The sequence below is a fragment of the Arachnia propionica genome (assembly GCF_037055325.1).
GTDB lineage: Bacteria > Actinomycetota > Actinomycetes > Propionibacteriales > Propionibacteriaceae > Arachnia.
Map to the genome: position 1 here is coordinate 1458876 of NZ_CP146373.1, position 25339 is coordinate 1484214.

The window sequence follows — 25339 nt, forward strand, 5'->3', positions numbered from 1 at the left end:
TGTTTGGGCATCGCCGCTTGATTGCGGGAGACTGGAACCATGCCAACGCCCGCCAGTACACGCGCCCGTCGTTCACGACTGCGCCTGAGTTCAGCGGAGCGACGTGCGCAGTTGCTCGCCATCTCCCGGGAGGTGTTCGCGGAACGAGGTTTCGAAGGCACCTCTGTGGAGGAGATCGCTGCCCGGGCCGGGGTGTCGAAGCCTGTGGTCTACGAGCATTTCGGCGGCAAGGATGGCGCCTATCAGGCGGTTGTCGAGCAAGAGACCACCGCACTGCACGCGGAGATCCGAGCCGCCCTCAACAAGCCCGGAGCGGGACCCCGGGAAACCTTGGAACGCGGCACCCTGGCCCTCCTCGACTACATCGACCGCTGCCCGGACGGTTTCCGCATCCTCTCGCGTGATTCATCACTGACGAATCCAACCGGCTCCTTCGCCTCCATCCTCAGCGAGATCGCCACCCAGGTGGAGGAGATCCTGGGGGACGAGTTCGCCCGTCTGGGTCACGACCCGCGATACGCGCACCTGTATGCCCAGGCCCTGGTGGGGCTGGTCGCAATGACCGGCCAACAGTGGCTGGACAATCGCGAGCCGGAACGGCTGGTGGTGGCCCGGCACCTTATCAACCTGGCCTGGAACGGGATGGCCAACCTGAAGTCCACGCCGAAACTTCTCGTCGAGTTCAAGGACAGACTGCGATGAACCAGCCGAGGCACCTGGCAGACTGCCGCTGCGGTTCCTAGCTGTAATGGATGATCCCGGAAGATGCAAACATTTTGTTGACAGTTGTCGTAACGGACTGAAGGAACAGAAAGACGATGAGCGTTTCTGGCCCGGGTGGGCAGTGGAAAGCGGACCCGCAACCTACCTGGGGGGCTCAGCAAGACCCCGGACGGGGCTGGGCTCCTATGTCCACGAATCCCTACTGGAATCCCCAAGGACCTCGTCCCCAGGCCTCACAGAGTTTCGGCTTCCAATACGCTCCTCAGCACCAGTACGCTCCTCGGCCTCCAGGCCGCGGGGGTGGCAGCAATGTACCGCTGGCGCTCGGCATCGTGCTCGGTGCGGTCGTGCTGGTGTCCTTTCTGGCGTTGCTCGCAGGCACCCTCCGCTCCCAGGAACCCACGGTGACAGTGCCGCACGAGACCGCCACCCGTCCCGGCAGCAACTCATCAGCCACCTCTGAGCCAACCACGACTTCCAGAAGGACGCAGAAGTCTTCACCACCACCGTCGTCCCGACAGACCCAGGCACCAGCACCTACGCCCACACCCACCCTGACTCCTGAGCCCAAACCCCGGCGAGCAGGGCAGGTCCCGAACGAGAAACTCGAGCCTCTCCCCACCCCGGACTCCAACGACTCAGCCTGGAAAACAGTTCAGCAGGCCCCGATCTACAACCTCAGCTGGCCCGATCTGACCGGCTGCCCCACAGCATCCCACGCCGATTCCATGGCCGAGATGGGCAAGCAGGTGGAGGCAGAAATTAAGTGCGTAGAGAAAGCTTGGAAGCCGGTGTTCGAACGACTCGGGTATTCCACCCATTCGGTGCCTGTTTACTACTTCGAAGGCGACACGGCACACTCGCCGTGTGGAAGTATGCAGGCTCCTGCCATGTACTGTTCCGCCAATGGCGGCAGCCTGTACTTCGGCGCCAAACTGCTGAAAGACAGCACCGCCGCAAGCGAGATATGGATCAAACTCATGGTCTTCCACGAGTACGGACATCACATCCAGAGCCTCAGCAAAGTGCAGACAGTCCGGAATCAGCTTCCCAGCGGCAACGAGACGGAGCGCCGCATAGAGATACAGGCCGAATGCTATGCAACAGGGATGCTGCGCAGCGACGACTCCTTCCCACTGACCCAGACAAACTACGAAGAGGTTCGCGAGAGCCTGCAGAGCTTCATCGACGACGGCATCCACGGCGCCCCTGAGTCACTGCTGTACTGGGGCATGCGAGGCTTCCACTCCGAGAGCATCGGTGGCTGCAACACGTGGGTGGTGGGCTCGGAGAAGGTCAGGTAATCACCCGGAGGCAAGCAGCAGACGGCGAAGCATCGCCGCGAGAGAGTCGCGTTCATGCGGATCCCATCCGACCAACAGGGACTCCTCCAGTTCGACCAGGGCCCCGAGGGCCTCGTCGACGGCCCGGCGGCCTTCGGCGGTAAGCTCGATGAGGGCGGCTCGACCGTCGCTCGGGTCGGCATGGCGGGTGACCAGGCCCCGGGCGCGAAGCCGGTCTACCCGGTTGGTCATGGTCCCGGATGTGACGTGGGTCTGCTGCAGCAACTGGCCGGGTGACAACCGGTAGGGCCGTCCGGAGCGCCGCAGGGCCGCCAGGACGTCGAACTCCCAGACCTCCAGTCCGTGTTCGGCGAAACAGCGTTTGCGTTCCCTGTTCAGGAGGGCCGCCAGCCGGTGGATCCGCGACCACACCGCCATGGGGGAGGTGGCGAGGTCGGGGCGCTCCCGATGCCACGCAGCCATCACCTCGTCGACCTCGTCCATCTGTGCTCCTTCAGTTCACGATCCGTGCGCCCGGCACCGGCCCGTGGGCGCGACGCACGGCACGAACCCGGGAAGACAGCACCAGCCGGTCGGAGATCGCATCAGCGACGGCCTTGGTGCCGCCCAGGAAGGCGATGGTGGGGCCGGAACCGCTCACCAGGGCGCCGGTCGCACCCGCCTCACGTCCCATTGCCAGGACGTCGACCAGCTCGGGCTGGAGGTTGAAAGCCGCCCGCTGCAGGTCGTTTCTGAGCAGCGCGCCTACACGGCGAGCATCACCATCGGCCAGGGCCTCCAGCAGACCGGAATCGATGTCGGTGGGCTGGGGCGCACTGATGCGGTCGAACTCCCGGAACACCGCCGGGGTGGACAGACCATGATGGCTCAGTGCCAGCACCCAGTGGAAGCTGCCCCGTGCCGGCACGGACCTCAGCTTCTCCCCCCGCCCGGTGCCAACGGCGGTGCCGCCGTGCAGCAGAAAGGGGACATCGGCACCGAGCCGGGCCGCGACAGCGTGGAGCTGCTCCGTATCCAGGCCCGCCCCCCACAGCTGGTTGCAGGCGACCAGGGTGGCAGCGGCATCAGCCGATCCCCCGGCCATACCTCCCGCAACAGGGATGCGTTTGTGGACCCGGATCTCCACCCCGAGGTTTCCCATCCCACAGGTCTTGGCCAGCAGCCGGGCCGCGCGGACCACGAGATTCGTGTCGTCAACAGGCAGACCAGAGGCGCCCTCGCCTCGGAAATTCACCCGGAACACTCCAGCCTCGGCGGGTCGCGCCACCAGATCGTCGAACAGCGACACCGCCTGGAACAGGGTTCCCAGAGTGTGATAGCCCTCGTTGTCGGTGGCTCCGACGTTCAGCGTCAGGTTCACCTTGGCCGGCACCCGCACCCGCACTTCCTTCACGGCCTCAACCTACCTGTTGCTTGCTCGCGATGGCGGCAAAGTCCGTGACGTCCAGAGCCTCGCCCCTGGCCTGCGGATCGATTCCTGCCGATTCGATGGCCTCAGAGGCCACCGCCGAGGATCCAAATATCCCCGACAGTGCCGCCCGCAGCATTTTTCGGCGCGATGCGAAGGCCGCGTCGATCACGGCGAAGGTCCGTTCCCGGGTGGCGGTGGTCGCGGGTGGGTCACGGCGTTCCAACCTCACCAACCCCGAATCGACGTTCGGCACGGGCCAGAACACCTTCGGCGGCACAGTGCCGACCCGCTTCGCCGAGGCCCACCACGCCAGCTTCGCGCTGGGTGCCCCGTAGACCTTCGAGCCGGGTTGCGCCGCGAGCCGGTCGGCGACCTCCAGCTGCACCATCACTAGGCCCCGCCTCCACGACGGGAAACTCTCCAGCAGATGCATCAACACCGGCACCGAGATGTTGTAGGGCAGGTTCGCGACCACCGCGGTCGGCGACCGACCCGGAAGTTCCGTGACGGCCATGGCGTCGGCGGTCACAACGTTCAGGCGTGCCGTCGCGTCCCGGCCCAGTCGTTGCGTGACGGTTGTCCCCAGCCTTCCCGCGAGGCGTTCGTCGATCTCGATGACGCTCACCTCGCTCGCCACCTCCAGCAGACCGAGGGTCAGCGAGCCGAGCCCGGGGCCGATCTCCAGCACCACGTCGTCGGGACCGATCCCGGACAGCGAGACGATACGCCGCACCGTATTGGCGTCGATGACGAAGTTCTGGCCGCGCTGTTTGGTGGGGCGGAGCTCCAGGTCGGCGGCGATGCGTCGTACTGAGGCAGGATCGAGCAGGCCGGTATCAGGCATCGCCGCCCCAGCGGGTCGCGTAGGCGGCTTCGGTGTTGACCGTCACCTGGCGGCAGAAATCTGCCAGATCAATGCCGAGCAGGTCGGCCAGGAAAGCGACGGTGTGGGGCAGCAGATAGGGCGCATTGGGTTTGCCGCGCTGCGGTTTCGGCGTGAGGTAGGGGGCGTCAGTCTCGACGAGGATGCGTTCCAGGGGCGTCACCTTCGCCGCATCCCGCAGCGACCCGGCTGATCCGAAGGTCACCACCCCTGGATAGGACAACCAGAAACCACGATCCACGCATTCGCGGGCGAAGTCCGCGTCCCCGGAAAAGCAGTGCATCACGACCCGCTCGGGAAGATCCATGGAGTCAAGGACCTTCAGGACGTCCGCATGGGCGTCGCGGTCGTGGATGACAAGGGTGAGGTTTTTCTCCCGGGCCAGTGCGATGTGGAACCGGAAGCTGTGGGCCTGCACCTGTTGGGCCTGCGTCTCGCGGGTGCGGTAATAATCCAGGCCGGTTTCACCGACCGCCACCACCCCGGGCAGTGGGGCCAGAGCGGGCAGCTCCGCCAGCTCGGCGTCGAGGGCCGCCAGGCCGTCGCGCTGAAAGAGCCGGGCGGCGTCGTTGGGGTGGATGGCGACGGCGGCCCGGACCCTGGGGTCGGTTGCTGCCAGCTGCGCCGCGGCACGTGAGGACGGCAGGTCGCATCCGACGTCGACCACCCCTGCCACCCCGACCAGGCCTGCGGCTGTGAGCGAATCCTCGACACCGAGACCGGAGTACTCGGTGGTGGATCCCAGATGGGTGTGGTTGTCGATGACATGCGCGGGAAGCATGTCAGGCGCAGCGGGCAGATGCTCCGGAAGGGTCATTGTTCCTTCTTCCTGGCCGCCAGCGCGGCCTCGTAGAGTTCCTTGCGCGGGACCCCGAGCAGGTCGGCGACGGCACGCACGGCCCGGGAGAGTTTCTCACCATCTGCGATCCGGGAGGCCACCAGTTCAAGGGCATCGTCCGTCCCGGCCTGGCGGGGTTCTGCCCCTGCGACGACGACAGTAACCTCACCTCGCACCCCGCCGGCAGCCCAGCCAGCCAGCCCGGCCAGGTCGTCCCTGACGATCTCCTCGTGGGGTTTCGTCAGTTCCCGGCAGACCACGGCTAACCGGTTCGCGCCGAACGCATCGGCAGCGTCGAGCAGCCATTCATGAAGCCGGTGCGGAGCCTCGAAGAAAATCATGGTGCGTTCCTCGGCAGCCAACCCCGCCAACCGACCGCGCCGCTCCCCTGCCTTGCGGGGCAGGAAACCCTCGAAACAGAACCGGTCGCAGGGCAGACCGGAGACCGCCAACGCTGTCAGCACCGCCGATGGTCCGGGAACCGCTGTGACTGGCAGATGACGCTCAATACAGGCCGTCACGAGGCGGTATCCGGGATCGCTGACCGACGGCATGCCCGCGTCGGTGACCAGCACCACGTCCTGCCCTTCGGCCACTGCCCCGGCCAGTTCGGCGGTACGCGCAGCCTCGTTACCCTCGAAGTAGGACAGCACCTTGGCAGTGGTGGTCACGTCAATGCGACGCAGCAGGGTGGCCAGGCGTCGGGTGTCCTCGGCGGCTATCACGTCGGCGGCCACCAGGGCCTCCCGCAGCGCCGGGCTGGCGTGGGTGTGAGAACCAATGGGGGTGGCCGCCAGCACCAGTCTTCCTCGCGTGGGGTCCATACCGGTCAGCCTAAAGGTTTCAGGCCAGCACAGACAGCAGCACCAGAGGCCGCGATTCGGTGTCGCTCCCCTCCCCTAGACTGTGCGCGTGGTGAGGACTATCGAGGCGCTTGAGGACGGCCAGCTCCAAGATCGACTGGCCGGTTGGCTGCTGGCAGCGGGACTCGCGGTCTTCGCCTTCCTGATACGCGTTCGAAACCTCGAATTCCCAGGGAAGATCGTCTTCGACGAGACCTACTACGCGAAGGACGCCTGGGGGCTGCTGCATTCCGGGTACGAGAGACAGTGGCTGGACAACAAGCAGTTCAGCACGGACGCCAAAATCGCCGCCGGCGATCTGAGCGGCTTCACCGAGAACCCGGCCTATGTGGTGCATCCGCCGCTGGGCAAATGGTTGATCGCGATCGGGGAGCATTTCTTCGGGATGACACCCTTCGGGTGGCGGATCTCGGCCTGTGTCTTCGGAGCGCTGCTGGTGTTGCTGACGGTGCGGTTGGCGCGCCGCCTGTCGCGCTCCACGTTGGTCGGGGGCATCGCCGGGCTGTTGGTCACCTTCGATGGCCTGGCCTTCACCATGAGCCGGATCGCGCTGCTGGACATCTTCCAGGCCGTCTTCGTGCTGGCCGCCATCACCGCGCTGGTCGCGGATCGTGACTGGTTCCGGCTGCGGCTGGCTGGTTACCTGCGCAGAAACAACCTGAATTCTCTCGACGGCGACTACGGGCCGCTGGTCTTGTTCCGGCCTTGGCGGCTCGTCGCCGGGGTGATGTTCGGCGCGGCCTGCGCGGTGAAATGGAACTCCGTCTACATGGTGGCGGTATTCGGGATCCTGACCGTGGCCTGGGACATCGGGGCCCGCAGACTCGCCGGGGCGGGGAGGCGACGCAAGATCACCTGGCTCACCTGGAGCGTGGCGTCGGTTTTCATGCTCTGCGCCACGATCATCGTCGGCTCCCGCATTGGCTATGTGCAGAGTGCCCTGCTGGTCGGTGCCGTCGGGGGTCTGATCCTCTACGCTCACATCCTAGGCCTGTGGAGATCGCTGTTCTGGGACGCCCCCTTGGCCTTCCTGTCGATAGTGGTGTTGGCGATCCCCGTCTACATCGCATCGTGGACGGGCTGGTTGACCACCTCGGGTGGTTACCTGCGTGACTGGGGAACCAAACACCCGGACGATCCCGTCGTGAAGCTGATAGGAGCCGACCTCGGAGCATTGTGGAACTATCACGTCTCCGCTTTCTCGTTCCACACGGGCGACGGCATGATGGTCAACGCGGAGCACCCCTACGAAGCCCACCCCTTAGGCTGGTTGGTGATGGTTCGACCGATCGGCATCGACGCACAGAACGACATCAAGCCGGGCGATCAGGGGTGCGAGGCCGTTGGCACCACCTGTCTTCGGGTGATCTCCGGCCTTGGCACCCCGGTGCTGTGGTGGATGGCCTGCGCCGCACTGATCGCAGGCATCTGGTGGTGGCTAGGGCGCCGCGACTGGCGGTTCGCCGTTCCCGTCCTGGGTGTGCTGGCGGTGTGGTTGCCGTGGTTCCAGTTCGCGGCTCGCCCGTTGTTCTTCTTCTACGCCATCGTGCTGCTGCCCTTCTACGCGACAGGGCTGGCGATGGCGCTGGGAAAGATCCTCGGCCCGGCACATCACCCGAAACGCAGGATCCGCGCCATGTTGGTGGGTCTGGCGGTCGGTGTGGTGATCCTGCATTTCACGTTCATCTACCCGATCCTTACCGACGGCCTGCTGACCCGCCCCGAGTGGCTGTCACGCATGTGGTTCGGCACCTGGATCTGACGATCAAGGCGGTGCGAGCGGCTTCAAGGTCAGTTCCGTCGCTGGTGCTTCGGGCGTTCGAGGAAACAGGCTATGACGGCCACCGCAAAAATCGACACGGTGGGCAACAACAACGTCCCCGACATGGCCGAAGCGGTGCCGTCTGGGGTCTGGTTGTCGTTGGTCTTCGTTGCCGCCAGCAGAGTACCCATCACGGTTGCGACGAGAGCACTGCCCAGCACTGAACCCACCTGCCGGGTGGCGTTGTAGACCCCAGACCCAGCGCCTGCGCGGGTCGCGGGCAGGTTCGCCGTCGCCGCTGTGGACAACGGCCCGAACACGAGGCTGCTGGCCACACCGGTGAAGGTCAACAGGACAATCGGCACCCACACCGGCGTCGTCGTGTCGAGGAAATGCCCAGCCGCCAGCAGCGAGGAGGCCCACACCAGGCCTCCGGTCATGGTCAGATAGCGGGGGTGCACCCGGTTGACCAGTTGCCCACTCCATTTCGCCACGATCAGCGTGACCACGGCGGCGGGCGCGTTCACCAGGGCGGCGAGCAGTGGGCTCAGGCCGCGTGCCTGCTGGGCCCAGATCATCAGTGGGTACGGGGTGGCGACGCTGGTCACCCCGACCAGGGCGATGGCGAGGTTCGCGACGGAGAAGTTGCGGTCCCCGAACAGTTTCAAGGGCATCAGTGGTTCGTTGGGGTTGAACCACTGCCACACCACGAAGGCCACGAGGAAACACGCCCCGACCACCAGCAGCGAGCCAACGGAGACGGGACCCACGATCACCCCCCAGTTGTGGGTGCTGGCCTCCTGCAAACCGAAGACGACGCAGAACAACCCGATGCCGGAGAGCACCACCCCAAGCCAGTCGAAACGGTGAGCGTGCTGCTCCAGGTCGGGGACGAGCCGCTTCGCCGCGACGTAGCCTGCCACTCCGATGGGGATGTTGATGAAGAAGATCCATTCCCAACCGAGCACCCCGATCAACAAACCACCCAGCATCGGACCGATGAGCATCGCCAGCCCCGCTGTGGCACCCCACACGGCCATAGCCATCCCGCGCTGGTGAGGTGGGAAGACACGAGTGATGACGGTCATGGTCTGCGGGGTCATCAACGCCGCCCCCAGCCCCTGCACCACCCGAGCGGCGATGAGCAGTTCGACGGTGGTGGTCAGGCCGCATCCCAGGGATGCGAGGGTGAAGACCACCAATCCGATCAGGTACACCCGTTTCGGCCCGAACCGGTCACCGAGGCGCCCGGTGATCAACAGCGGCACCGCGTAGGCCAGCAGATAGGCGCTCGTCACCCACACCACGGAGGTGATATTCGCACCCAGCTCCCGCATGATCGTCGGGGTGGCGACAGTGACGATGGTGCTGTCAACGAGGATCATGAAGAATCCCACCACCATCGCCCACAGCGAACGCCAGGCCAAAGGCTGCTCGTCGGATGCAGGGTGGCTCATGGGGCTCCTCGGGTCGCTTCGATTCCGCTGAGGACACTATCGGGAGCAGATGACATCGCCCGGTGACCAGCCACATACCGGTCGAGGTGTCGCAGCGAGGCAATTCGATGTTCTCAACGGCGATGCAGCAACCGGCCCGCACCGGCCCGCAGCTTCGAGGCCCACGGCAACGCGACACCGCGGGCGGCATCGACCCCCAGCAACAGGGCCGCCAGGTAGCAGCCCGACGCGGTGCCGTTCATCAGCTCGCCACGACCGTTACCGCGAGTGTAGAAACCGCCCGGTATCGCGGAGGCCCCGGCGACGGGGCGTCCGTGGTCGCTGGGGTCGATGATGAGCTGTCCCGGGGTCATGTCGCGGGCCCCGAGCTCGGTCGCGGCCCAGTTCACGAGTGCCGTCGCGGCATCCGTCACCTGGTTGCGGGTGCATTTCGGGCCGAGCAGCAACACTTCGTCATCGATGGGCCGGATCAGCCAGGTGGGTGGGCCGGCCAGCAGCGTCACCTCCTTGGGCGTCTCAACACCCCGCAGCCGCAGGGTCGGCACGTACTGCGGTTGCCCCGCTCCCGCCACCGCCCCCCACGGGCTCACCGCCAGCGTGTCGATGACGGCATGTGCGGTGAGGACTTCCAGGTCACGCGACCACGCCAGGTTTCGCCGGAAGGCCACCTGGGTTGCCCCGTCGAGACGTTTGATGCGGGTGACGGTGACATCATGGAGGATCTCGGTCCCTGCGGATCCGGCCTGCTCCTCCAAGGCAGTGGCGTACTCAGCGGGATCAATCAGCAATGCGGAGGAGCACAGACCTGCCGCCGCCCGAGCACTCGCCCCGGCTTTCAGCAACGAGAGTTCGGCTCCGCCCCCGCGGACCAACTCCACCACCCGTCCCAGTTCCCGGTCCAAGGCGACGCCCAGGGAATGGTCGTGCAGCTTCGTCTCGACCAGTTCCACCGCTCCCGCAGCCGCAACTCCCCGGATCTCCTCCAGCCCCGCCACATTACGTCGGACGTGTTCCCGCGCCGCCTCGTCACCGTAGGCGCCGGCCATGTTCGCCACGGTGCTGGCATGTGCGCAGGCCGCTACCCCGTGCCCGATGGCAGCGGTCACGTACTCCCCGTTCGGATCGAGGACCGCCACGGAAAACCCCTCTGTGGCCAGGCGTCGGGCCGCGGTCAGCCCCGCCACGCTGGCCCCGATCACAACCACGTCCAACACCATGACCCAACCCTATCCGGGCTCCAGGTTCTTTCTCGGATCCCCGTCTGCGATCATCCTGGTTTCGACATGACCCACTCGCTGAGACTCATGAGGAACTGCTCACCCAAGCTTCCGAGAAAACCCTCCGAGTTTTCATGAATGGTGGCGTCATCTGTTCCCCACTCCCGCAAGGGCAGTACCATTCCCGCGACGAAAGGACTGGGCCATGTTCGGCTGGAAGCTGCACAACAACGGAATCCTCGTTCCCGGGGCGGTGGTGGCCCCGACCGAACGGCTCGGTTGGGGACGCACGATCGGGCTCGGCGCCCAGCACGTCGTCGCGATGTTCGGCGCCACGTTCGTGTTCCCACTGTTGATGGGGCTCAATCCGCAGCTCGCGGTGATGATGAGCGGCATCGCGACGCTGATCTTCCTGTTTGTCGTGAAACACCGCGTGCCCAGCTATCTCGGGTCGTCGGCCTCCTTCGTGGGTGTGGCGACCGCGATCTACTCGGCGGGCGGCAACCCGGCGACCCTCTCAGGTGCGCTCTTCGTGGTCGGGTTGACCTTGTTCATGGTGGGTCTGATCATCCACTTCGCGGGCGCCCGGGTGATCCACAAGACACTGCCGCCCGCGGTGACCGGTGCGGTCGTGATGCTGATCGGCTTCAACCTGGCCCCGGTGGTCGCGAACACCTACTGGCCGCAGGATCCGTGGCTGGCGTTCATCGTTATGCTCATCGTGATCGCGCTCAGCGTGGGGCTGCGCGGTTTCCTCGGGCGCATCGCCATCTTCCTGTCGCTGGTGATCGGCTACGTCCTGAGCTGGATCTTCGACCTGGCCTTTGGACCAATGCGCAGCGTCGCCTCCGACGGCACGGTCACCGAGAAAATGCGCGTCGACTGGTCCGCGGTCGAAGCCGCCAACTGGTTCGGCCTGCCACCCGTCACGGACCTTGCCACCTGGCGTTTCGGTGGCACGGGCAATATCGTCGGTTTCCATCTTCCGCAGTTCTCCTTGGGAGCCATCATCATCGCCCTGCCGGTGGTGATCGCGCTGATCGCCGAGAACGCGGGCCATGTGAAGGCCGTGGCGGAAATGACGGGCGAGAACCTGGACCCGATGATGGGTCGCGCCGTCGCCGCTGACGGTGGCGGTTCGATGCTCGCGACCCTCGTGGGTGCAGGGCCCACCACCACCTATGCGGAGAACATCGGCGTGATGGCCGCAACTCGCGTCTACTCGACGGCTGCCTACGTGGTCGCTTCTCTGGTGGCGATCTGTTTCGGGCTGTCCCCGAAGTTCGGAGCCGTGATCTCCGCCACCCCCGGCGCGGTGCTGGGCGGAATCTGCGTGGTGCTGTACGGCATGATCGGCCTGCTGGGAGCGAAGATCTGGAAGGAGAACCACGTCGATTTCGGCAATCCCATCAACCTGATCCCGGCGGCAGCTGGCATCATCATCGGCATCGGCGACGTGAAACTGCCGATCACCGAAGGCTTCACCCTGGGTGGTATCGCGCTCGGCACCATTGTGACTGTGGCCGTCTACCACATCGCCCACGCCATTGCCCCGAGCGAACTCCGGGAGGCTGCCGACGGGGCGTCGCTGATCTATGACGCTCCGGGGATCTACTCCGGCGATACACCCGATGTTGCATCCGCGAAAAATCGTCATACTGACCGGCGATAGCATTCGTGACATGACTTCGCTGATCCACGCTGACGAGGCCGGGTTTTTCGGGAACCACGGCGGTCGTTTCCTGCCCCCACAGCTCGAAGCTCCCATCGCCGAGGTGGCGGCTGCCTACGCGCAGGCCCGTCAGGATCCTGGTTTCCAGACCGACTACGAGGCGCTGCTGGCCGATTACGTCGGTCGCCCATCGCCACTGTTCCTGGCGGCCGGGCTGACCAGGCACCTCGGCGGAGCGAAGATCTACCTCAAACGTGAGGATCTCAATCACACCGGCGCCCACAAGATCAACCACTGCCTAGGTGAGGGGCTGCTGGCTAAGCGAATGGGTAAGAAGAAGCTGATCGCGGAAACCGGTGCGGGGCAGCACGGCGTGGCATTGGCGACGGCAGCGGCCCTCCTCGGCCTGGAGTGTGAGATCCACATGGGTGCCGTCGACGTGGCCAAACAGCATCCCAACGTGGTGCGAATGGAGATGCTGGGCGCGAAGGTGGTGTCGATCACCTCGGGTGGGCAGACCCTCAAGGAGGCCATCGACTCGGTCTTCTCGATGTTCGCCACCGACTACGCCGAAACCTTCTTGGCCATCGGCTCGGTCGTCGGCCCGGACCCGTACCCATCGATGGTACGGGACTTCCAGTCGATCGTCGGTCGCGAGGCCCGCCGTCAGATGCTGGAGAAGGAGGGACGTCTGCCGGATGCTCTGGTGGCAGCTGTCGGCGGCGGATCGAATGCCTTGGGGTTGTTCACCGCTTTCCTGGAGGACGAGCCGGTGAAGATGTTCGGTGTCGAACCAGCGGGCCGCAACCTCGGTGTGCCCGGTCAGCACGCCGCGACGATCACCCTCGGCACCCCGGGGACGCTGCACGGCATGCGCACGCTGCTGCTGCAGGATGAAAGCGGCAAGCCCGCAGAAGTGCACTCCATCGCCTCCGGGTTGGACTACCCGGGAGTCGGTCCGCAGCATGCCTTCCTGCGGGATGAGGGTCGTGTCGAGTACGTCACGGCCTCCGACGACGAGACCATCGCCGCCTTCCAGCTGCTGTGCCGCACCGAGGGCATCATTCCCGCCCTGGAGTCGTCGCACGCCTTGGCGCATGCCATCCGGTTGGCGCCGACGATGAGCCCTGAGAAGGTGTTGATCGTGAACCTGTCGGGTCGCGGCGACAAGGACGTCGACTACGTCGCCGAGTATTTGGCACGGTAGTCAGTAGCACTGCCGACAGCTGCTGGAAGTAGTTGTACTTCGCCCATTCCGCGCGGTCCCCGATGACATACAGTCGCCGTTTCGCTCGGCTGGCCGCGACGGTGACCAGGTTGACGGGTTGTGCCGCCCACGCCTTGGCTCCCGGGCGGTCGGGTGCCCCTCCCAGCACGAGGAACACGACGTTGGCCTCACGTCCCTAAGCGGTGTGGATGGTGCCCGCGTAGCTTGTCGTATCGCTTCTTCAAGGTTTCCAACGCGTTTGCAACCTCGCGGAAGGGTGAGATCGCGATCATGTCGGAGTACGGGATTCCACGTCGTTCCAGATCCTCCAGGACCTGCTGCAGTCGGCGTATCTGATTGGGTTGCGGATGGGTCTCGTTGATGTTCGCGGGTTCGTCCAGCCATCTGCTGTGCAGTATCTGCGACCACATCAATTCATCAGCTCCCCGATGCACCCCGTTGATCATGATCCCGTTGTAGGCAATCTGGTCGCACAGCAAGAACATCGGGTCATCACAACGGCGGTGGACCTTCAGCGGAGCGCTCACATTGCAGGAGGCCGCGATATTCAGCTGAGTCTTTTTCGGGATCGCCACCACAGATGGCAGCTAAAGCGGACCTTCGACGACGACGGTTCGCCGGGACCGCCAGACCGCCCCGCAGCCTGTTGAGAGCAGGCCTGCTCGGCCTCATCAATCAACACCCATCCCAGGGACTCCGCGTCAAGATTGCCGAACATCCGGCCACATGAGGCGAAGATGGTGGAAACCTGCGGAACCACGAAGAAGAACAACGGCAGTGTCCACTCGATCACCTACAGATTTTCCGGTCGGATGGCGAGTTGTGTGGCTTTCAACATTTGCTGCGGATTGAACATCCTCAGCAGCCAAGAATCTATCGTTGACTGACTTTTTATTCACAGGCGACACATGGTCCAAAAACCCCCATCAGGGCAGGTTTGAGGATGGCCGTGAATAAGTTCCACCACCCCAAATGATTCGGAGAGTACCACATCTTGCCATCACATACCGACACAAATTATTTCATTTTATTTCATTCTCGACTTTCAGCCCCGTCGGGATCCGTGAGCACTCCTGCGCAGACCCGAACTAAAGCGCCGAGCAGCCCCTGAACCCCCTTAGGATTAACATGGACAGCAGGAGGTATACAAGACCGATTCCCAAGGACTGAGAGGTAGCGATGGACCAAGTTCAGGATGCCGCCGAGCAGGCTGTTTCCAAAGCGAAGGCCCGCTTCGAGGCAATAGCACGAGAGACAAAGGCCCGGGCTGAACGTGATCGTGAGTTGGCCGCCAAGGTGAAGGCCATGAGCGCAACCATGACCTCACGCCGGGACGAAGTGAAAATCACCGTGAATCACGCGGGACAGGTGACCGACGTGACGATCACGGAGCGAGGAATGGAACTGTCCGCGCAAGAGCTGTCACGCATGGTGCAGGAGACGATCCGGCAGGCCGGAGCGAAGGTCGGACAGCTAGTCGGCGGAGTCGTCCGGGAGTCGTGGGGCGACGACAATCCCGAGAGTTCCCGCACTCTTTCCGCCTATGACGTCTTCGGCGCCCCACCCCAGGACACAGGTGGCTCCTCAGACAGAACACCTGGCAACAATCGGATGCCGTGGAACATCGGAGGCAATCGGTCATGATCGACATCGACATCTCACCCCAGAGCTGGGGGGACCAGAGCTCGGGACTGCGGCAAACCGGTGCTTCCGTTCAGGAAATCGGTGGCGCCGCGACAGGAACGATGGCCGGAAATCCTTACGGCGTCGTTCTCACCCCAATATTCCAGCCTCGATACATGGAGGTCAGCGGCGAGTTTCAGAACGCGAATTCCTCACTCGGAGAAGCATTGGAGGCCACCGCCGAGGCCTTGGATGCCAGCGCAGCTGAATTCATTGCACTTGAGGAGAAAATCAAGGAGGAGTTCGAAAGGATCATCGCAATGATTGAGAGCGTGCTCTTATGACCAACAGCCTTCTTGAAACAGAAAAAGACCCGGGGACCATCGCACTTGTATCGGGCGGCAGCTCGGGAGATTTTTCAAACTTTGGCCCAATCAAGGACATCAAGGATTTCTGCAGTGATGTCCAGTCGGATGGCTGGAATATGAGTATGCCGGAAATCTCAAGTGCCACATCCCTCGGCGCCTCGGCGGTCTCCATGGCCTTCCATCCGATTGCAACGGTCACCGGCTGGGTGGCCTCGTGGATCATAGATCACCTCCATCCATTGCAGGACATGTTGCAGGAGTTCACTGGCGACTCGGACGAGATCAATGCTGGCAGCAGCACCTGGACCAACATCTCGAACGCATCCGGAAACAACGCAGCGGACCTGGAATCGTTGCTCGGAAAGATCGAAGACCAGAAGTCGAAGACCCTGGACGCCTACAGGAAAAAGGTCGAAACACTGAAGCAGGTGTTCGAGACCCAGAAGGAAGCAGCGGCCCAGATCGCGGACACATTGAAGCAGCAAGCAGCCATCGCAGATTTCATCTACGGCATGATTCGGGATGCCATATCCGAAGCCATCGGCGAGTTCTTCGAGGATGTCGCGATCGAGGTCTTCAGCCTTGGCACCGGAACCCCGCTGGTGGTCGCCAAGATCACTGCACGGGTCGGCGAGAAGGTGGCCGAGATCACCAAGTGCGTGAACAAGGCACTGGATGCCTTCGCCAAACTAAGCAAGATCACTGAGAAGCTGGTTCAAGGGCTGCGTGGACTTGTGACGATGGCCCAAAAATTGACCAGTTTCATAAACAAAGCCAGCAATCCTTTGAAGATGCCTGCAAAAGAGGCAGGGAAGAAGGCATCTGAACAGGTATCCAAACACCTGCCTCACGCCGCCGGGCGGCATGTCGGACGACATGCCGGACAAACTGCACGACACGCCGCCCAAGCCAGCATCAACGCAGAAAATCTCGCCCACGGAACCAAGTTCTTCGAAGCGACCGGGAACACGGCTTCCGCAGTTTCCAACGTAACCAAGAAGGACGGCGAAGGTATATACACCAAGACACCGGACAACTACAAGGGCCTGTATCAGGACGACTCATCAAACCATTCTGACAATGGTTCCCGGGGAAGCGGATCATCGAGCAGCTCTGACGTGGACGGGTTCTACGAAGGTGGTGGCTCTTTCTAGGGGATCCACGTCAATGTGGGGAGGGTTCCCGGTACGCGGTCGACCCGGACCGCAACGGCATCCTCCTCACGCAGCCTGAATCGACGACTCCGGTGTCCAACCGGTGACCCGTTGTCGACCGGTGCCGGTTCGGGGGGCATGCCATGTCGTGCCGCCCGGGTCTGACGCGAGTCGGTTCATCCGCTCATCCGCGGATCTCGGCCCCGGACACCGCTCTCGGCAGCTCGATCGTAATCTCGCAGCCGGGTGGCCGGTTCCGCAGGCCGACGGTGCCCCGATGAGCCGCGACGATGGCGCGGTGGTAGCTGGCGGGGTCCGGGGCGATACCCTCCTCCAGCGCTTCACCATCGCTCTGATACCGGGCAGCATGAGGTCCAGGATCACCAGGTCGCAGCCATCTGCGAGTTCCAGGGCGCTGATCCCGTCGGATGCCTCGGTGATACTGTGCCCGGCCGCGCAGATAGTCGGAGACCACACCACGCACGGTCGGTTCCCCGGGTGACCTCGGGCAGCCGCACCAACCGGTAGAGGCGGGCACCGGAGATCGTGACCTCCTCGCTCTGCACGTCGACCCCACTAGCCGGGCCGCCGCCCTCGACCTAGACACGCACCGTCGCACCCACGGGACTGTCCATCACGAGAAACATCTCACGTCCGGCGAAGCGATAGCTCAGTTGCGCCCCGTCCTGGGTAGCGGTGATCGATTCATCTCCGACCGTCCAGCTCCCGGACAGACTCCACCGATTGGTGGCGTCGGGGCGGGATTCTGGCCGTAGTCGTGTTCCCCGGCTTCACCGAACAGGTCGCGGATCTGGTTCTCCGCCTCGTCATAGCTGCCCTCGCCGAAGTGCGTCCAGCGAATCGTGCCATCCTTGTCGATCAGGTACTTCGCGGGCCAGTACCGGTTGTGAAAGGCATGCCAGGTGGCGAAGTCGTTGTCGAGTGCCACCGGGTAGCTGATACTTGCGTCGCGCACCGCCTTCTCGACATTCTCCTGCACCTTCTCGAAGGCGAACTCGGGCGCGTGCACACCGAGGATCTCCAGCCCGGCGGCACGGTAGCAGTCGTACCAGGCGTTCAGATAAGGCTGGGTGCGCATGCAGTTGATGCAGCTATAGGTCCAGAAATCGACCAGCACGATCTTGCCTCTGAGGTTGGCCAGGGTGGCGGGGTTGCTGTTGACCCAATGCGAGATACCGGCCAGTTCCGGGGCCTGTCCGAGCTGCCATTATTCGGCATTGCCCGCCACCCCGGGGACCGCATTGCTCTGGGGATGAGTCCCTGTTCGATCGCCGTGAGCGCGGGAAACTTATCGACTGCCCACGTTTGGAGCGCCTTGTCCAGACCCGTGGACACGAGCAGGCCCACGACGATGAACGGTGTCGCATGGCGCGCTGGAACCAGCCGCGCGGATTCGAGGCCCAGCCGAGCCGATCAATGACAAGGAAAGCCGTGCCGGCTTTCAGCAGCACTGTGAACACCAGCAGCGACACGACGAGCGCGCCTGCGATCAGGTAGGGGCGGCGCCTGGAACCATGTCCCATGCTCCCACCGACGATGACCGGCAGGAACGGCAGCTCACAGAGCACCTGCGATCAAGGAGAGCAGAATGGGGACGATCATGGATCAGCCCTGAAGTTCCTTGAGGAGGTCGTCCGCCGAGGTGTTGGCCCACTACCGCACTTTCTCGCCGCTGGAGTTGATCTGCACGAAGGTGTGCTGCATCGTCACCCCGTAGCGTTGCCGCAGATCAGCGTGCTGGTCGTAGTCGACGCTCACCACGGCGGTCTTCGCAGGGATCTTCCCGGGATCGGAGATCAGCGCCTCGTTGATGGCCCGGCAGTCGGGGCGCCACGTGGCGTTGACGAACAGCACTACTTTCGTCGGCGTAGTTGTCCTTGGAGGCCTGGTACTGGTCGTAGGCGATGTAGGACTGTGTCGTCGCATCACTGTGCGACATGGCCGAAGAGGGGTACGGCGCGGGAGGCATGGCATCAGGGGACGAGTTCGTTTGAGGACAACCGCTGAGCACGATGACGGCTGACAGGGCCAGGGGTAGAAGGTATTTCGTCACGCCCGGCAGTCTGCTGCCATCGGGATGACGCGGAACAGGGAGGAATCCTTACAAAAGTGTGACGTTCCGCAAATTCACCGCGCCCAGCGGCAGTCCTGGAGTGGACACTGGAGCGTGGCCCATGGGACCATACCGACCCCATCGCACGCCCGGGACATCAGCAGCATCGGACGTCAAAGCCCCAGAAAGCCCACATGCAGACCGCGACCTCCCTCACTCCTGAAGAACTGAGCGACTTCCTCCTCAACGTGGCGACCGTGCGTCCCGTGTTCATCTGGGGGCCGCCGGGTATCGGTAAATCCGCCCTGGTCGAGAAGTTCGCGGCGAGTGTCGGTCTGGAATGTGTGTCGCTGCTGGGCAGTCAACTGGCTCCTGAAGATCTCATCGGTGTGCCCCAGATCACCGACGGCATCACCCGGTTCCGCCCGCCCGCCATGATCGCTCGCGAAGAACCGTACTGCCTGTTTCTGGATGAGCTCAACGCCTGCTCACAAGACGTCCAGAAGGCGTTCTACAGCCTCATTCACGACCGTCGTGTCGGCGAGTATGAGCTACCTAAGGGATCCATCGTCATCGGGGCCGGTAACCGGGCGCAAGACTCGGCCATCGTCAAACCCATGTCGTTGGCGCTTATGAACCGCATGATTCACGTCCACATGCGGGTCTCTGCCAGCCAATGGCTGACGTGGGCCATGGAAGCAGGGCTGCACCCACTGGTGATCGACTACCTGACACAACGCCCTGATCATCTATGGAGCCAACCACCGCGCCACGAAGAACCATTCTCCACCCCTCGGTCGTGGCACATGCTCAGCGATGCATTGCACAATTTCCCCGGCGATGTCCCGGCGCACATGATGGAGGCCATCGCCGGTGGTTGCCTGACCCCGAGGCATGCCGCACAGTTCAAGGCATTCGGGAAACTGGCCGCCGACCGGCACCGCCTCGACGCCATCCTCAAAGGCGACGCCCGCTGGCCCGCCGACCCCGCGGATCGCGACCTGCTGTACTTCCTGGCACAGGCTTTCCGGGCGCGGCTGCTGAAACAGCTGCCGCCGGAGAAGAACCGCAGCACCGGTGACACCCAGCACCTGGTGCACACCTCCAAGGCGATGCTCAAGAGCCTGGCACAGATCAGCCTGGAAATGGCGCAGATCGTCGTCGCGGAGGAGAACGGGGAGACCCTGCCTGCCTGGTACATGGTGGAGGTGGTCCGTGATCTTCCCCGACTCGTGGAACGCCGCACATCGTGAGCCGTGCGAAGTCGAGGCCGAACCCAGCCGCCGAAGCCCACTGGGAGGGTGGCGAGCTGCTGCGACAGCATCCCGTGTTCAGTCGGTTGTCAGGACATGTGGCCTGGGTGTACGACGACCGTTCCGCCTGTCCCAGAGACGGCTGGTCGGTGGTGTGTCGTGACGACCTGGTTCACCTCCACCCGAAACGGCTCGCCCTGCCCGAGGAATGGGTGTATGTGAGGGCCCGTGCCCTGCTGCTGTACGCCATGGAGCTGTGGAAACGCGACCACGGCGACTGGGACGCGTGGAGCGCTGCCTGTGACGTGATGACCGCTCGTTTCACGCAGAGTCTCGCGTTGGGTCGTCCTCCGGTGGAGATGACGCTTCCGGACGGGTTGCCGCAGTGGAACGAGGAACGCTGGTACCGCCAGTTCTGCGAGGAGGGAATCCCCTCGTGGGCGATGGCCCTGCGACTGCCGGGACCATGTCGCCCGACGATGGAAAACCCCGGCAGGTGGGGTCCGGAGCCCCACTACCAGAACTGGTCCTGGCCGGAACAATTCGCGCTCGGAATCGCTGAATCCGTCACACAGTCCATGGAGATGGCCGCCGGGCTGCGCGACGAATTCGACGCGAAACCGGTTGATCATCCGGACTCGCTGAGCGCCACGACCCGACGCGCACGCGACTGGTTCATCAGCAGTTTCCCCCTCCTCGGCAGCATGGTGGCGACGTTCGAGATCGTGGAGGACGCGGAGGTCTGCCACCGCGAGAACATCTCCGTCGCCGCCGTCGATGAGGACCTGCGCACCATCTACCTGAATCCCGCCGCCGGACTGAACGAGCAGGAGAAACGTTTCGTGCTCGCCCACGAGGTGTTGCACGTCGCCCTGCGGCACAGATCGCGTTCCCAGGGACGCGACCACGATCTGTGGAACGCCGCCTGCGATTTCGTCATCAACGATTGGTTGATCCAGATGCAGGTCGGCACGGCCCCGGCTGTTGGTTTGCTGTACGACCCAGCGTTGCGAGGCATGTCGGCGGAGGAGGTCTACGATCGCATCGCCAACGACATCCGGAGGCTGCGGAAACTCTGTTCCTTCGCTGGTAGACAGGGTGACATGCTGACCCGTCGGCTGAATCCGAACGGAATCTCCTGCACCGACCTGGACGACTTCTGCCGGGAGCAGCTCGGCAAGGGTCTGTTGCTGCACCAGCAGCAACACAGAGGCTTGATACCCGCCGGCTTGTTGGAGGAGATCAATGCGGTCCTGCAACCACCCATCCCGTGGGAGGTGAAGCTGGCCCGTTGGTTCGACAACCATTTTCCGCCGGTCGAGAGCCATCGGGTGTGGACGCGGCTGAGTCGCCACCAGGCCAGCACCCCTGACATTCCCCGCCCGCACATCGCCCCCGACCCGCGGCAGCGCGACGGTCGCACCTTCGGTGTCGTCCTCGACACATCGGGGTCCATGGATCGTCACACCCTCGCCAAGGCGCTCGGAGCCATCGCCAGCTATGCGGAATCCAAGGAGGTCCCAGCTGTGCGGGTGGTGTGCTGTGATGCCACCCCCTACGACATGGGATACATGCCTCCCGGGGACATCGCGGGTCGCGTGCAGATCAGGGGGCGCGGTGGGACTGTCCTACAACCGGGCGTTCACCTCCTAGAAAACGCCCCCGATTTCCCAAAGGATGGTCCGCTGCTGATCATCACCGACGGCGACTGCGACTCATTGTCCATAGCCCGCGATCACGCTTTTCTGCTGCCCCGGGGCCGCCGCCTGCCCTTCCCCCACCGAGGAGAGACCTTCGAGATGGGCTGAGCGTCCGGCGCGGTCCGTTCTTTCTACTCGTCGTGCTGAACGACCTCGAATCCCAGCAGCTCGATGGACATTCCGCGGCGTTCGTCGCCGGCGTGGGCGCTCGTGTCGCGACCCGCCACCCAGGCGTCGTAGTGTTCGCGAGTATCCCAGCGGGTGACGACGAAATAGCGGTCCTCACCGAACTGGGGACGCAGCAGCTCGAAACCCTCAAACCCCTCGGCTGCATCCACCGAGCGTCTGCGGGCCGCGAACCGTTTCTCAATCTCCGGTCCCGCGCCCTCGGGAATTCGCAGCGCGGTGATGTTCACAAACGTCATGGCGTCCTCCTGAACCAACGGGCCAACGGTGAGGCGATCCTAACCCGCTCCCCCGTCATTCCAGGACTCGGCGGCACGATGGGCGAGTGGAATGCTCACCCACGTCGGTTCCCCGTCCTCGCCGTCACGAGTGCAGGCGGTGCCGAACCTGGCGACCCGATCCGACAGGCTCTGAACGGATGCTCGGGGCGGCACCCAGGTACCCGAGACCCCGCAGGCGTCGGCGATCCCGGCCAGCACCCGCTCCGGGAGCGTGACCGTCCGATGCACGCCCGAGTCCCCGATGGTGATCATCCGCCGGGCGGCCCGAAGGACTTTCAGCGTACGCTGCGGGGCCACCCGCTCCGCCCCGTCGACGATCGCCCACCCGAGACCCTCGGGACCGAACTCGCCAAACATCTCCGCGAACCCCTCGCCGGTGGTGACGATCACCGGAACAGCCAGGAAGAAGAGCTGCCAGGCGGCCCGTATCTTCTCGGGCTCCAGATCATCCGGGATCCTCCCGGCCACGACGTCGACAGCGGTGCCCAGCGCGCCGACCATGCGGACAGCCGTGCCGGACAGGAAGTCCTCGTGGAGCCGCATCGCGGCCAGGAAGAGCTCAGAGCGGGCGGCCTCCAGTTCGGCCTCCAGCCACGGGGCGTTGAGTTCACGTCGCTGCCCCACCCACTGCTCATCAGGGTAGCTCTCGCCGAGTCGTCGCCGGTTCCTTGTGATCTCGCGGCGCAGCTGGTCCAGCTCGGCTCCGATGCTTTCCAGCTCCGGTTCCATCTCGACCTGCTCCATACGCAGTTTCTCGAACCGGTCCCGGAGCTCCTCACCGCGTTCAAGTATCCGCTGGTATTCCTGCTCTGCCTCATGAAGCTCGGCTGCCGCCACGTCATGCTGTTTGCGCCACTCCCGGGCGGCGTTGCCGAAGGTGAACACAAATTCGGTCGCTCCGGGTTTGAACGCAAGCGTCCTGTAGTGCTCGGTGGTGGTTTCCGCGACCCGCTGCCTCGCCTGCTCCTCCGCCTCGTTGTTTGCCGTCTTCTCGGATTCGACGACGGCAAGTTCTTTTTCGACCTCCGGGGCGCGCCTCAGCAGGAGACGTTCACGTTCCACCAGGTTCTGATGGCTCAGCATCACGTGCCGGGCATCGATCATCGCCTGGGTCAGGCGTTTCACCTTCTTCTCGGCCTGGTGGAAGTCGTGCTTGGCCAGCCACCAGCTCTGGTGGGAGGCCTTGCCGTCGCGCCAGTCCCTCAGCCTGCCGAGCATTCTGGCGGAACCTGCATTCCCGTCGTCGGAGCCCGGTTTGTCGAACCAGTACTCGGACCTGAAAGCCTCCCGGGCTTCTTTGTTCCCCAACCAGGCCGCGACCATTCCCCAGGCACTTTCGACGTCCTGTGCATCATCGGGCCTCCCGGCCCCTCGAATCGCGGTCGCGATGTCGGCGAAATAGTCCGCTGATTCGCGCCACGGTCGTCCGATCATCTCCCGGCCCGTGAGTTCCTCGGCGCATTTCGCTGCGGCCTCGTCGCTGTCGGAGATCACCACCGTTTCGAATCCGCAGAACTCCTCACGCAGCTGCAGGACGACGCGCTGGAACCCCTTCGCATCCTTCCAGCCGTGCTCCTCGGCAGTGAACGCCTCCATCGGGTGCGACAAAGACGCCAGCCGCCGGGCGCGTTCCACGATGTTGCCCGCCAGGATGTCGCGCAACACGACGGCTCTATCCGCGTCGGATCTCGCGTTGATGCTCATGAGGCCCTGCCCGGGAGCCAGGTCGTCCAGGACGAGGTTCGTCACGAACTGCTGTCTCAGGGTCGACGACTGCTCCGGGTCGCGGGGCCACCGACCGGCGGGAATCCGTTCCGGCAGGGTCAGAGCATCGACCGCCTCAGGATGGTCGGCGATGTCCACCCGCCCGGTCTTGTCGAGTTCCTCGTCGCGTGTCAGGTAAGCGCTCAGCGCGGCACCCAGCCGGTCATCGGTCTCCAGGGCAGCGATCACGTCATCCAGCTCCACACGGAAGCTGCTGTTCAAGAAATCGGGATCCGAAGTTTCCCGGCCCTGGTGATCATCGATCCACTGGCTTCTCACGACGATCCGGTCCATGGACAGTTCACGGGCGCCCTCGATGCCCCAGGTTTTCTGGACGATGCGCAGCAGCTCCCTCAGGGAGCCGGCGTCATGGGGCGGTGGCAGTTCTCCCTCGATGCTCGCCCGTCTGGCCCTCTCGAAGGAGTTGATGATCTCCTCCAACCGGGCCTGCGCGGCACCGAATTCGTCGACCCATTCGACCCCAGGAACCTGACCGTGGGCGATTCTTCCGACGGCCCAGAGCGCTGATGACAGCACCGCGGAATCTGGGATGATCCTCCCGTCCTCGTCCAGGACCAGGCCCACACAGGCGCCCCTTCCCGCGGGACGTCCGGCATGTTCGGTGTCGTCCTCCGAGATCTTGCGGAGCCAGTCGTAGGTGTCCTTGAAGCGGTACACCCCCAGGAAGACGAGGTGACGCCACGCCCCGGGTCCTCGTGTTCGTCCGCCCGATGAAGGTGTCAGTGCCTCCCAGGGCAATGGACTGGACGGGGTCCAGTCGATCACCTGTTCGTTCCCGGTCCCTTCCGTCAAAGCAATCGGGTCGGGCATCTGCTGCGGGCTGAACAGCTCCAGCAACCGCCAGAACGCGAGGATCCGGCGGCGCTCATCATCAAGAAGGCCCGGCATGCCTACCATCTTGCCGTTCCCGCCCGTCAAACGCACTTGGCCACTTGTCCGACGACATACAGGATCAATCCGGTCGGGCGATCCGGCGGGCCGCCCGCACCACTGATTCCCTGCGCCTGGCACGCTCCGCTTCGGTGTCGGAACCGGTCAGCATGCGAGCCACCTGTGGCACGGAGGACCACCACCCGGCGAGCGACAGGATGAGGAAGATCATGTGATCCGCATCGATCTCCTCGGTGACGCTGCCTGCCCGCTGCCCTGCCTCGACCGCGGCCGTCTTGTCCCTGTACCGCCCCATCCGTTGTTCGTCGTCGGGGTTCCCCGCGTCGAAGGCAAGCCCTTCCCAGCGCAACAGACGTTCAAGCTCTGGATGCTCCAGGTGATAGTCGTAGACCCGTCCCGCGTATTCCCCGACGTCCTCGGTGGCGAATGACTCCACCGGCACCGCCTGCGCGACCTTGACGAGTTCGTCGCGAAGCACGTGGGTGAACAGGTCGCGTTTACCACCGAAGTAGTTGTAGATACGTTCCTTGTTGACCCCGGCCACTCCCGCGATCCGCTCGATGGTGGTGCCATCCGGCCCGTGGGCGGCGAATTCTGCAGCAGCCGCGTCGAGGATGCGGCGTTTCGTCGCTTCTGTGTCCCAGGCCATGCCTCATTCCCACTCAC

General features: G+C 64.1%; 26 protein-coding genes. 10 read left to right on the plus strand and 16 right to left on the minus strand.

The window, feature by feature from the left end:
- Nucleotides 1-84 precede the first annotated feature (84 nt).
- Nucleotides 85-702, plus strand: a complete 618-nt coding sequence (locus tag V7R84_RS06760; RefSeq protein ID WP_338573850.1) for a TetR/AcrR family transcriptional regulator — start codon at nucleotides 85-87, stop codon at nucleotides 700-702.
- Nucleotides 703-908: 206 nt separating this feature from the next.
- Entirely contained in the window at nucleotides 909-2027 is a 1119-nt protein-coding gene (locus V7R84_RS06765; RefSeq protein WP_338573369.1) for a neutral zinc metallopeptidase, read from the plus strand.
- On the opposite strand, the gene V7R84_RS06770 is transcribed toward V7R84_RS06765, so the two are convergent.
- From V7R84_RS06770 to rsmI, 5 genes are read right to left on the minus strand one after another with little or no spacing between them, the layout of a single operon-like run.
- A complete protein-coding gene (locus V7R84_RS06770; RefSeq protein ID WP_338573371.1) occupies nucleotides 2028-2510 on the minus strand; it encodes a MarR family winged helix-turn-helix transcriptional regulator in 483 nt (160 codons plus the stop codon).
- 10 nt (nucleotides 2511-2520) lie between these two features.
- Nucleotides 2521-3420, minus strand: a complete 900-nt coding sequence (locus V7R84_RS06775) for a 4-(cytidine 5'-diphospho)-2-C-methyl-D-erythritol kinase (RefSeq protein ID WP_338573374.1) — start codon at nucleotides 3418-3420, stop codon at nucleotides 2521-2523.
- Nucleotides 3421-3424: 4 nt separating this feature from the next.
- Nucleotides 3425-4282 carry a 16S rRNA (adenine(1518)-N(6)/adenine(1519)-N(6))-dimethyltransferase RsmA gene (gene rsmA, locus V7R84_RS06780; protein WP_338573375.1) on the minus strand — a complete coding sequence of 286 codons (858 nt, stop codon included), beginning with the start codon at nucleotides 4280-4282 and terminating at the stop codon, nucleotides 3425-3427.
- Nucleotides 4275-5138, minus strand: a complete 864-nt coding sequence (locus V7R84_RS06785; protein ID WP_338573376.1) for a TatD family hydrolase — start codon at nucleotides 5136-5138, stop codon at nucleotides 4275-4277. Before V7R84_RS06785 ends, rsmA begins: the two co-directional genes overlap by 8 nt.
- Entirely contained in the window at nucleotides 5135-5983 is an 849-nt protein-coding gene (gene rsmI, locus V7R84_RS06790) for a 16S rRNA (cytidine(1402)-2'-O)-methyltransferase (RefSeq protein WP_338573379.1), read from the minus strand. Before rsmI ends, V7R84_RS06785 begins: the two co-directional genes overlap by 4 nt.
- An 88-nt stretch (nucleotides 5984-6071) precedes the next feature.
- Between rsmI and V7R84_RS06795 the strand changes: the two genes are divergently transcribed.
- The gene (locus V7R84_RS06795; RefSeq protein ID WP_338573382.1) at nucleotides 6072-7784 is read left to right on the plus strand and encodes a dolichyl-phosphate-mannose--protein mannosyltransferase; all 1713 of its coding nucleotides are present in this window, start codon (nucleotides 6072-6074) and stop codon (nucleotides 7782-7784) included.
- Between the two features lie 29 nt (nucleotides 7785-7813).
- On the opposite strand, the gene V7R84_RS06800 is transcribed toward V7R84_RS06795, so the two are convergent.
- Complete coding sequence (locus V7R84_RS06800) at nucleotides 7814-9241, minus strand: DHA2 family efflux MFS transporter permease subunit (RefSeq protein ID WP_338573383.1); 1428 nt, start codon at nucleotides 9239-9241, stop codon at nucleotides 7814-7816.
- Nucleotides 9242-9354: 113 nt separating this feature from the next.
- On the minus strand, nucleotides 9355-10458 hold the full coding sequence (locus tag V7R84_RS06805) for an FAD-dependent oxidoreductase (RefSeq protein WP_338573385.1): 1104 nt from the start codon (nucleotides 10456-10458) through the stop codon (nucleotides 9355-9357).
- 205 nt (nucleotides 10459-10663) lie between these two features.
- Here V7R84_RS06805 and V7R84_RS06810 point away from each other — a divergent pair, with 205 nt between their 5' ends.
- Complete coding sequence (locus tag V7R84_RS06810) at nucleotides 10664-12130, plus strand: uracil-xanthine permease family protein (RefSeq protein WP_338573387.1); 1467 nt, start codon at nucleotides 10664-10666, stop codon at nucleotides 12128-12130.
- Nucleotides 12131-12140: 10 nt separating this feature from the next.
- Complete coding sequence (gene trpB / locus V7R84_RS06815) at nucleotides 12141-13337, plus strand: tryptophan synthase subunit beta (protein ID WP_338573389.1); 1197 nt, start codon at nucleotides 12141-12143, stop codon at nucleotides 13335-13337.
- A gap of 188 nt (nucleotides 13338-13525) precedes the next feature.
- On the opposite strand, the gene V7R84_RS06820 is transcribed toward trpB, so the two are convergent.
- Nucleotides 13526-13933 (minus strand): hypothetical protein, encoded by a 408-nt coding sequence (locus tag V7R84_RS06820; RefSeq protein ID WP_338573391.1) that lies wholly within the window; start codon nucleotides 13931-13933, stop codon nucleotides 13526-13528.
- Nucleotides 13906-14151, minus strand: a complete 246-nt coding sequence (locus tag V7R84_RS06825; protein ID WP_338573394.1) for a hypothetical protein — start codon at nucleotides 14149-14151, stop codon at nucleotides 13906-13908. Before V7R84_RS06825 ends, V7R84_RS06820 begins: the two co-directional genes overlap by 28 nt.
- 386 nt (nucleotides 14152-14537) lie before the next feature.
- On the opposite strand from V7R84_RS06825, the gene V7R84_RS06830 reads away from it, so the two are divergent.
- From V7R84_RS06830 to V7R84_RS06840, 3 genes are read left to right on the plus strand one after another with little or no spacing between them, the layout of a single operon-like run.
- The gene (locus V7R84_RS06830) at nucleotides 14538-15002 is read left to right on the plus strand and encodes a YbaB/EbfC family nucleoid-associated protein (protein WP_338573397.1); all 465 of its coding nucleotides are present in this window, start codon (nucleotides 14538-14540) and stop codon (nucleotides 15000-15002) included.
- Nucleotides 14999-15325, plus strand: coding sequence for a hypothetical protein (locus V7R84_RS06835; RefSeq protein WP_338573400.1), 327 nt, complete (start codon nucleotides 14999-15001; stop codon nucleotides 15323-15325). The genes V7R84_RS06830 and V7R84_RS06835 overlap by 4 nt, the downstream gene beginning before the upstream one ends.
- Nucleotides 15322-16503: a hypothetical protein gene (locus V7R84_RS06840; RefSeq protein WP_338573403.1), complete on the plus strand. Its 1182-nt coding sequence runs from the start codon at nucleotides 15322-15324 to the stop codon at nucleotides 16501-16503. Before V7R84_RS06835 ends, V7R84_RS06840 begins: the two co-directional genes overlap by 4 nt.
- 184 nt (nucleotides 16504-16687) lie before the next feature.
- Here the strand turns inward: V7R84_RS06840 and V7R84_RS06845 are convergent, their stop codons facing one another.
- The 4 genes from V7R84_RS06845 to V7R84_RS06855 all read right to left on the minus strand — a co-directional run bounded on the left by V7R84_RS06845 (nucleotide 16688) and on the right by V7R84_RS06855 (nucleotide 18378).
- On the minus strand, nucleotides 16688-16987 hold the full coding sequence (locus V7R84_RS06845; RefSeq protein ID WP_338573405.1) for a hypothetical protein: 300 nt from the start codon (nucleotides 16985-16987) through the stop codon (nucleotides 16688-16690).
- A gap of 115 nt (nucleotides 16988-17102) precedes the next feature.
- Nucleotides 17103-17237, minus strand: a complete 135-nt coding sequence (locus tag V7R84_RS15455) for a hypothetical protein (RefSeq protein ID WP_412728114.1) — start codon at nucleotides 17235-17237, stop codon at nucleotides 17103-17105.
- Complete coding sequence (locus V7R84_RS06850) at nucleotides 17174-17641, minus strand: redoxin domain-containing protein (protein WP_338573406.1); 468 nt, start codon at nucleotides 17639-17641, stop codon at nucleotides 17174-17176. The genes V7R84_RS15455 and V7R84_RS06850 overlap by 64 nt, the downstream gene beginning before the upstream one ends.
- A gap of 536 nt (nucleotides 17642-18177) precedes the next feature.
- Nucleotides 18178-18378: a hypothetical protein gene (locus tag V7R84_RS06855; protein WP_338573407.1), complete on the minus strand. Its 201-nt coding sequence runs from the start codon at nucleotides 18376-18378 to the stop codon at nucleotides 18178-18180.
- A 393-nt stretch (nucleotides 18379-18771) separates the two neighbouring features.
- On the opposite strand from V7R84_RS06855, the gene V7R84_RS06860 reads away from it, so the two are divergent.
- Nucleotides 18772-19830: a MoxR family ATPase gene (locus V7R84_RS06860; protein ID WP_338573410.1), complete on the plus strand. Its 1059-nt coding sequence runs from the start codon at nucleotides 18772-18774 to the stop codon at nucleotides 19828-19830.
- Entirely contained in the window at nucleotides 19827-21638 is a 1812-nt protein-coding gene (locus tag V7R84_RS06865) for a DUF2201 family putative metallopeptidase (protein WP_338573412.1), read from the plus strand. The genes V7R84_RS06860 and V7R84_RS06865 overlap by 4 nt, the downstream gene beginning before the upstream one ends.
- A gap of 23 nt (nucleotides 21639-21661) precedes the next feature.
- Here V7R84_RS06865 and V7R84_RS06870 read toward each other — a convergent pair whose 3' ends face one another.
- From V7R84_RS06870 to V7R84_RS06880, 3 genes are all read right to left on the minus strand, one after another.
- A complete protein-coding gene (locus tag V7R84_RS06870) occupies nucleotides 21662-21955 on the minus strand; it encodes an antibiotic biosynthesis monooxygenase (RefSeq protein ID WP_338573415.1) in 294 nt (97 codons plus the stop codon).
- Between the two features lie 39 nt (nucleotides 21956-21994).
- Complete coding sequence (locus V7R84_RS06875) at nucleotides 21995-24670, minus strand: hypothetical protein (protein WP_338573417.1); 2676 nt, start codon at nucleotides 24668-24670, stop codon at nucleotides 21995-21997.
- Nucleotides 24671-24734: 64 nt separating this feature from the next.
- Nucleotides 24735-25322 carry a TetR family transcriptional regulator gene (locus V7R84_RS06880; protein WP_338573419.1) on the minus strand — a complete coding sequence of 196 codons (588 nt, stop codon included), beginning with the start codon at nucleotides 25320-25322 and terminating at the stop codon, nucleotides 24735-24737.
- Nucleotides 25323-25339: the final 17 nt, after the last annotated feature.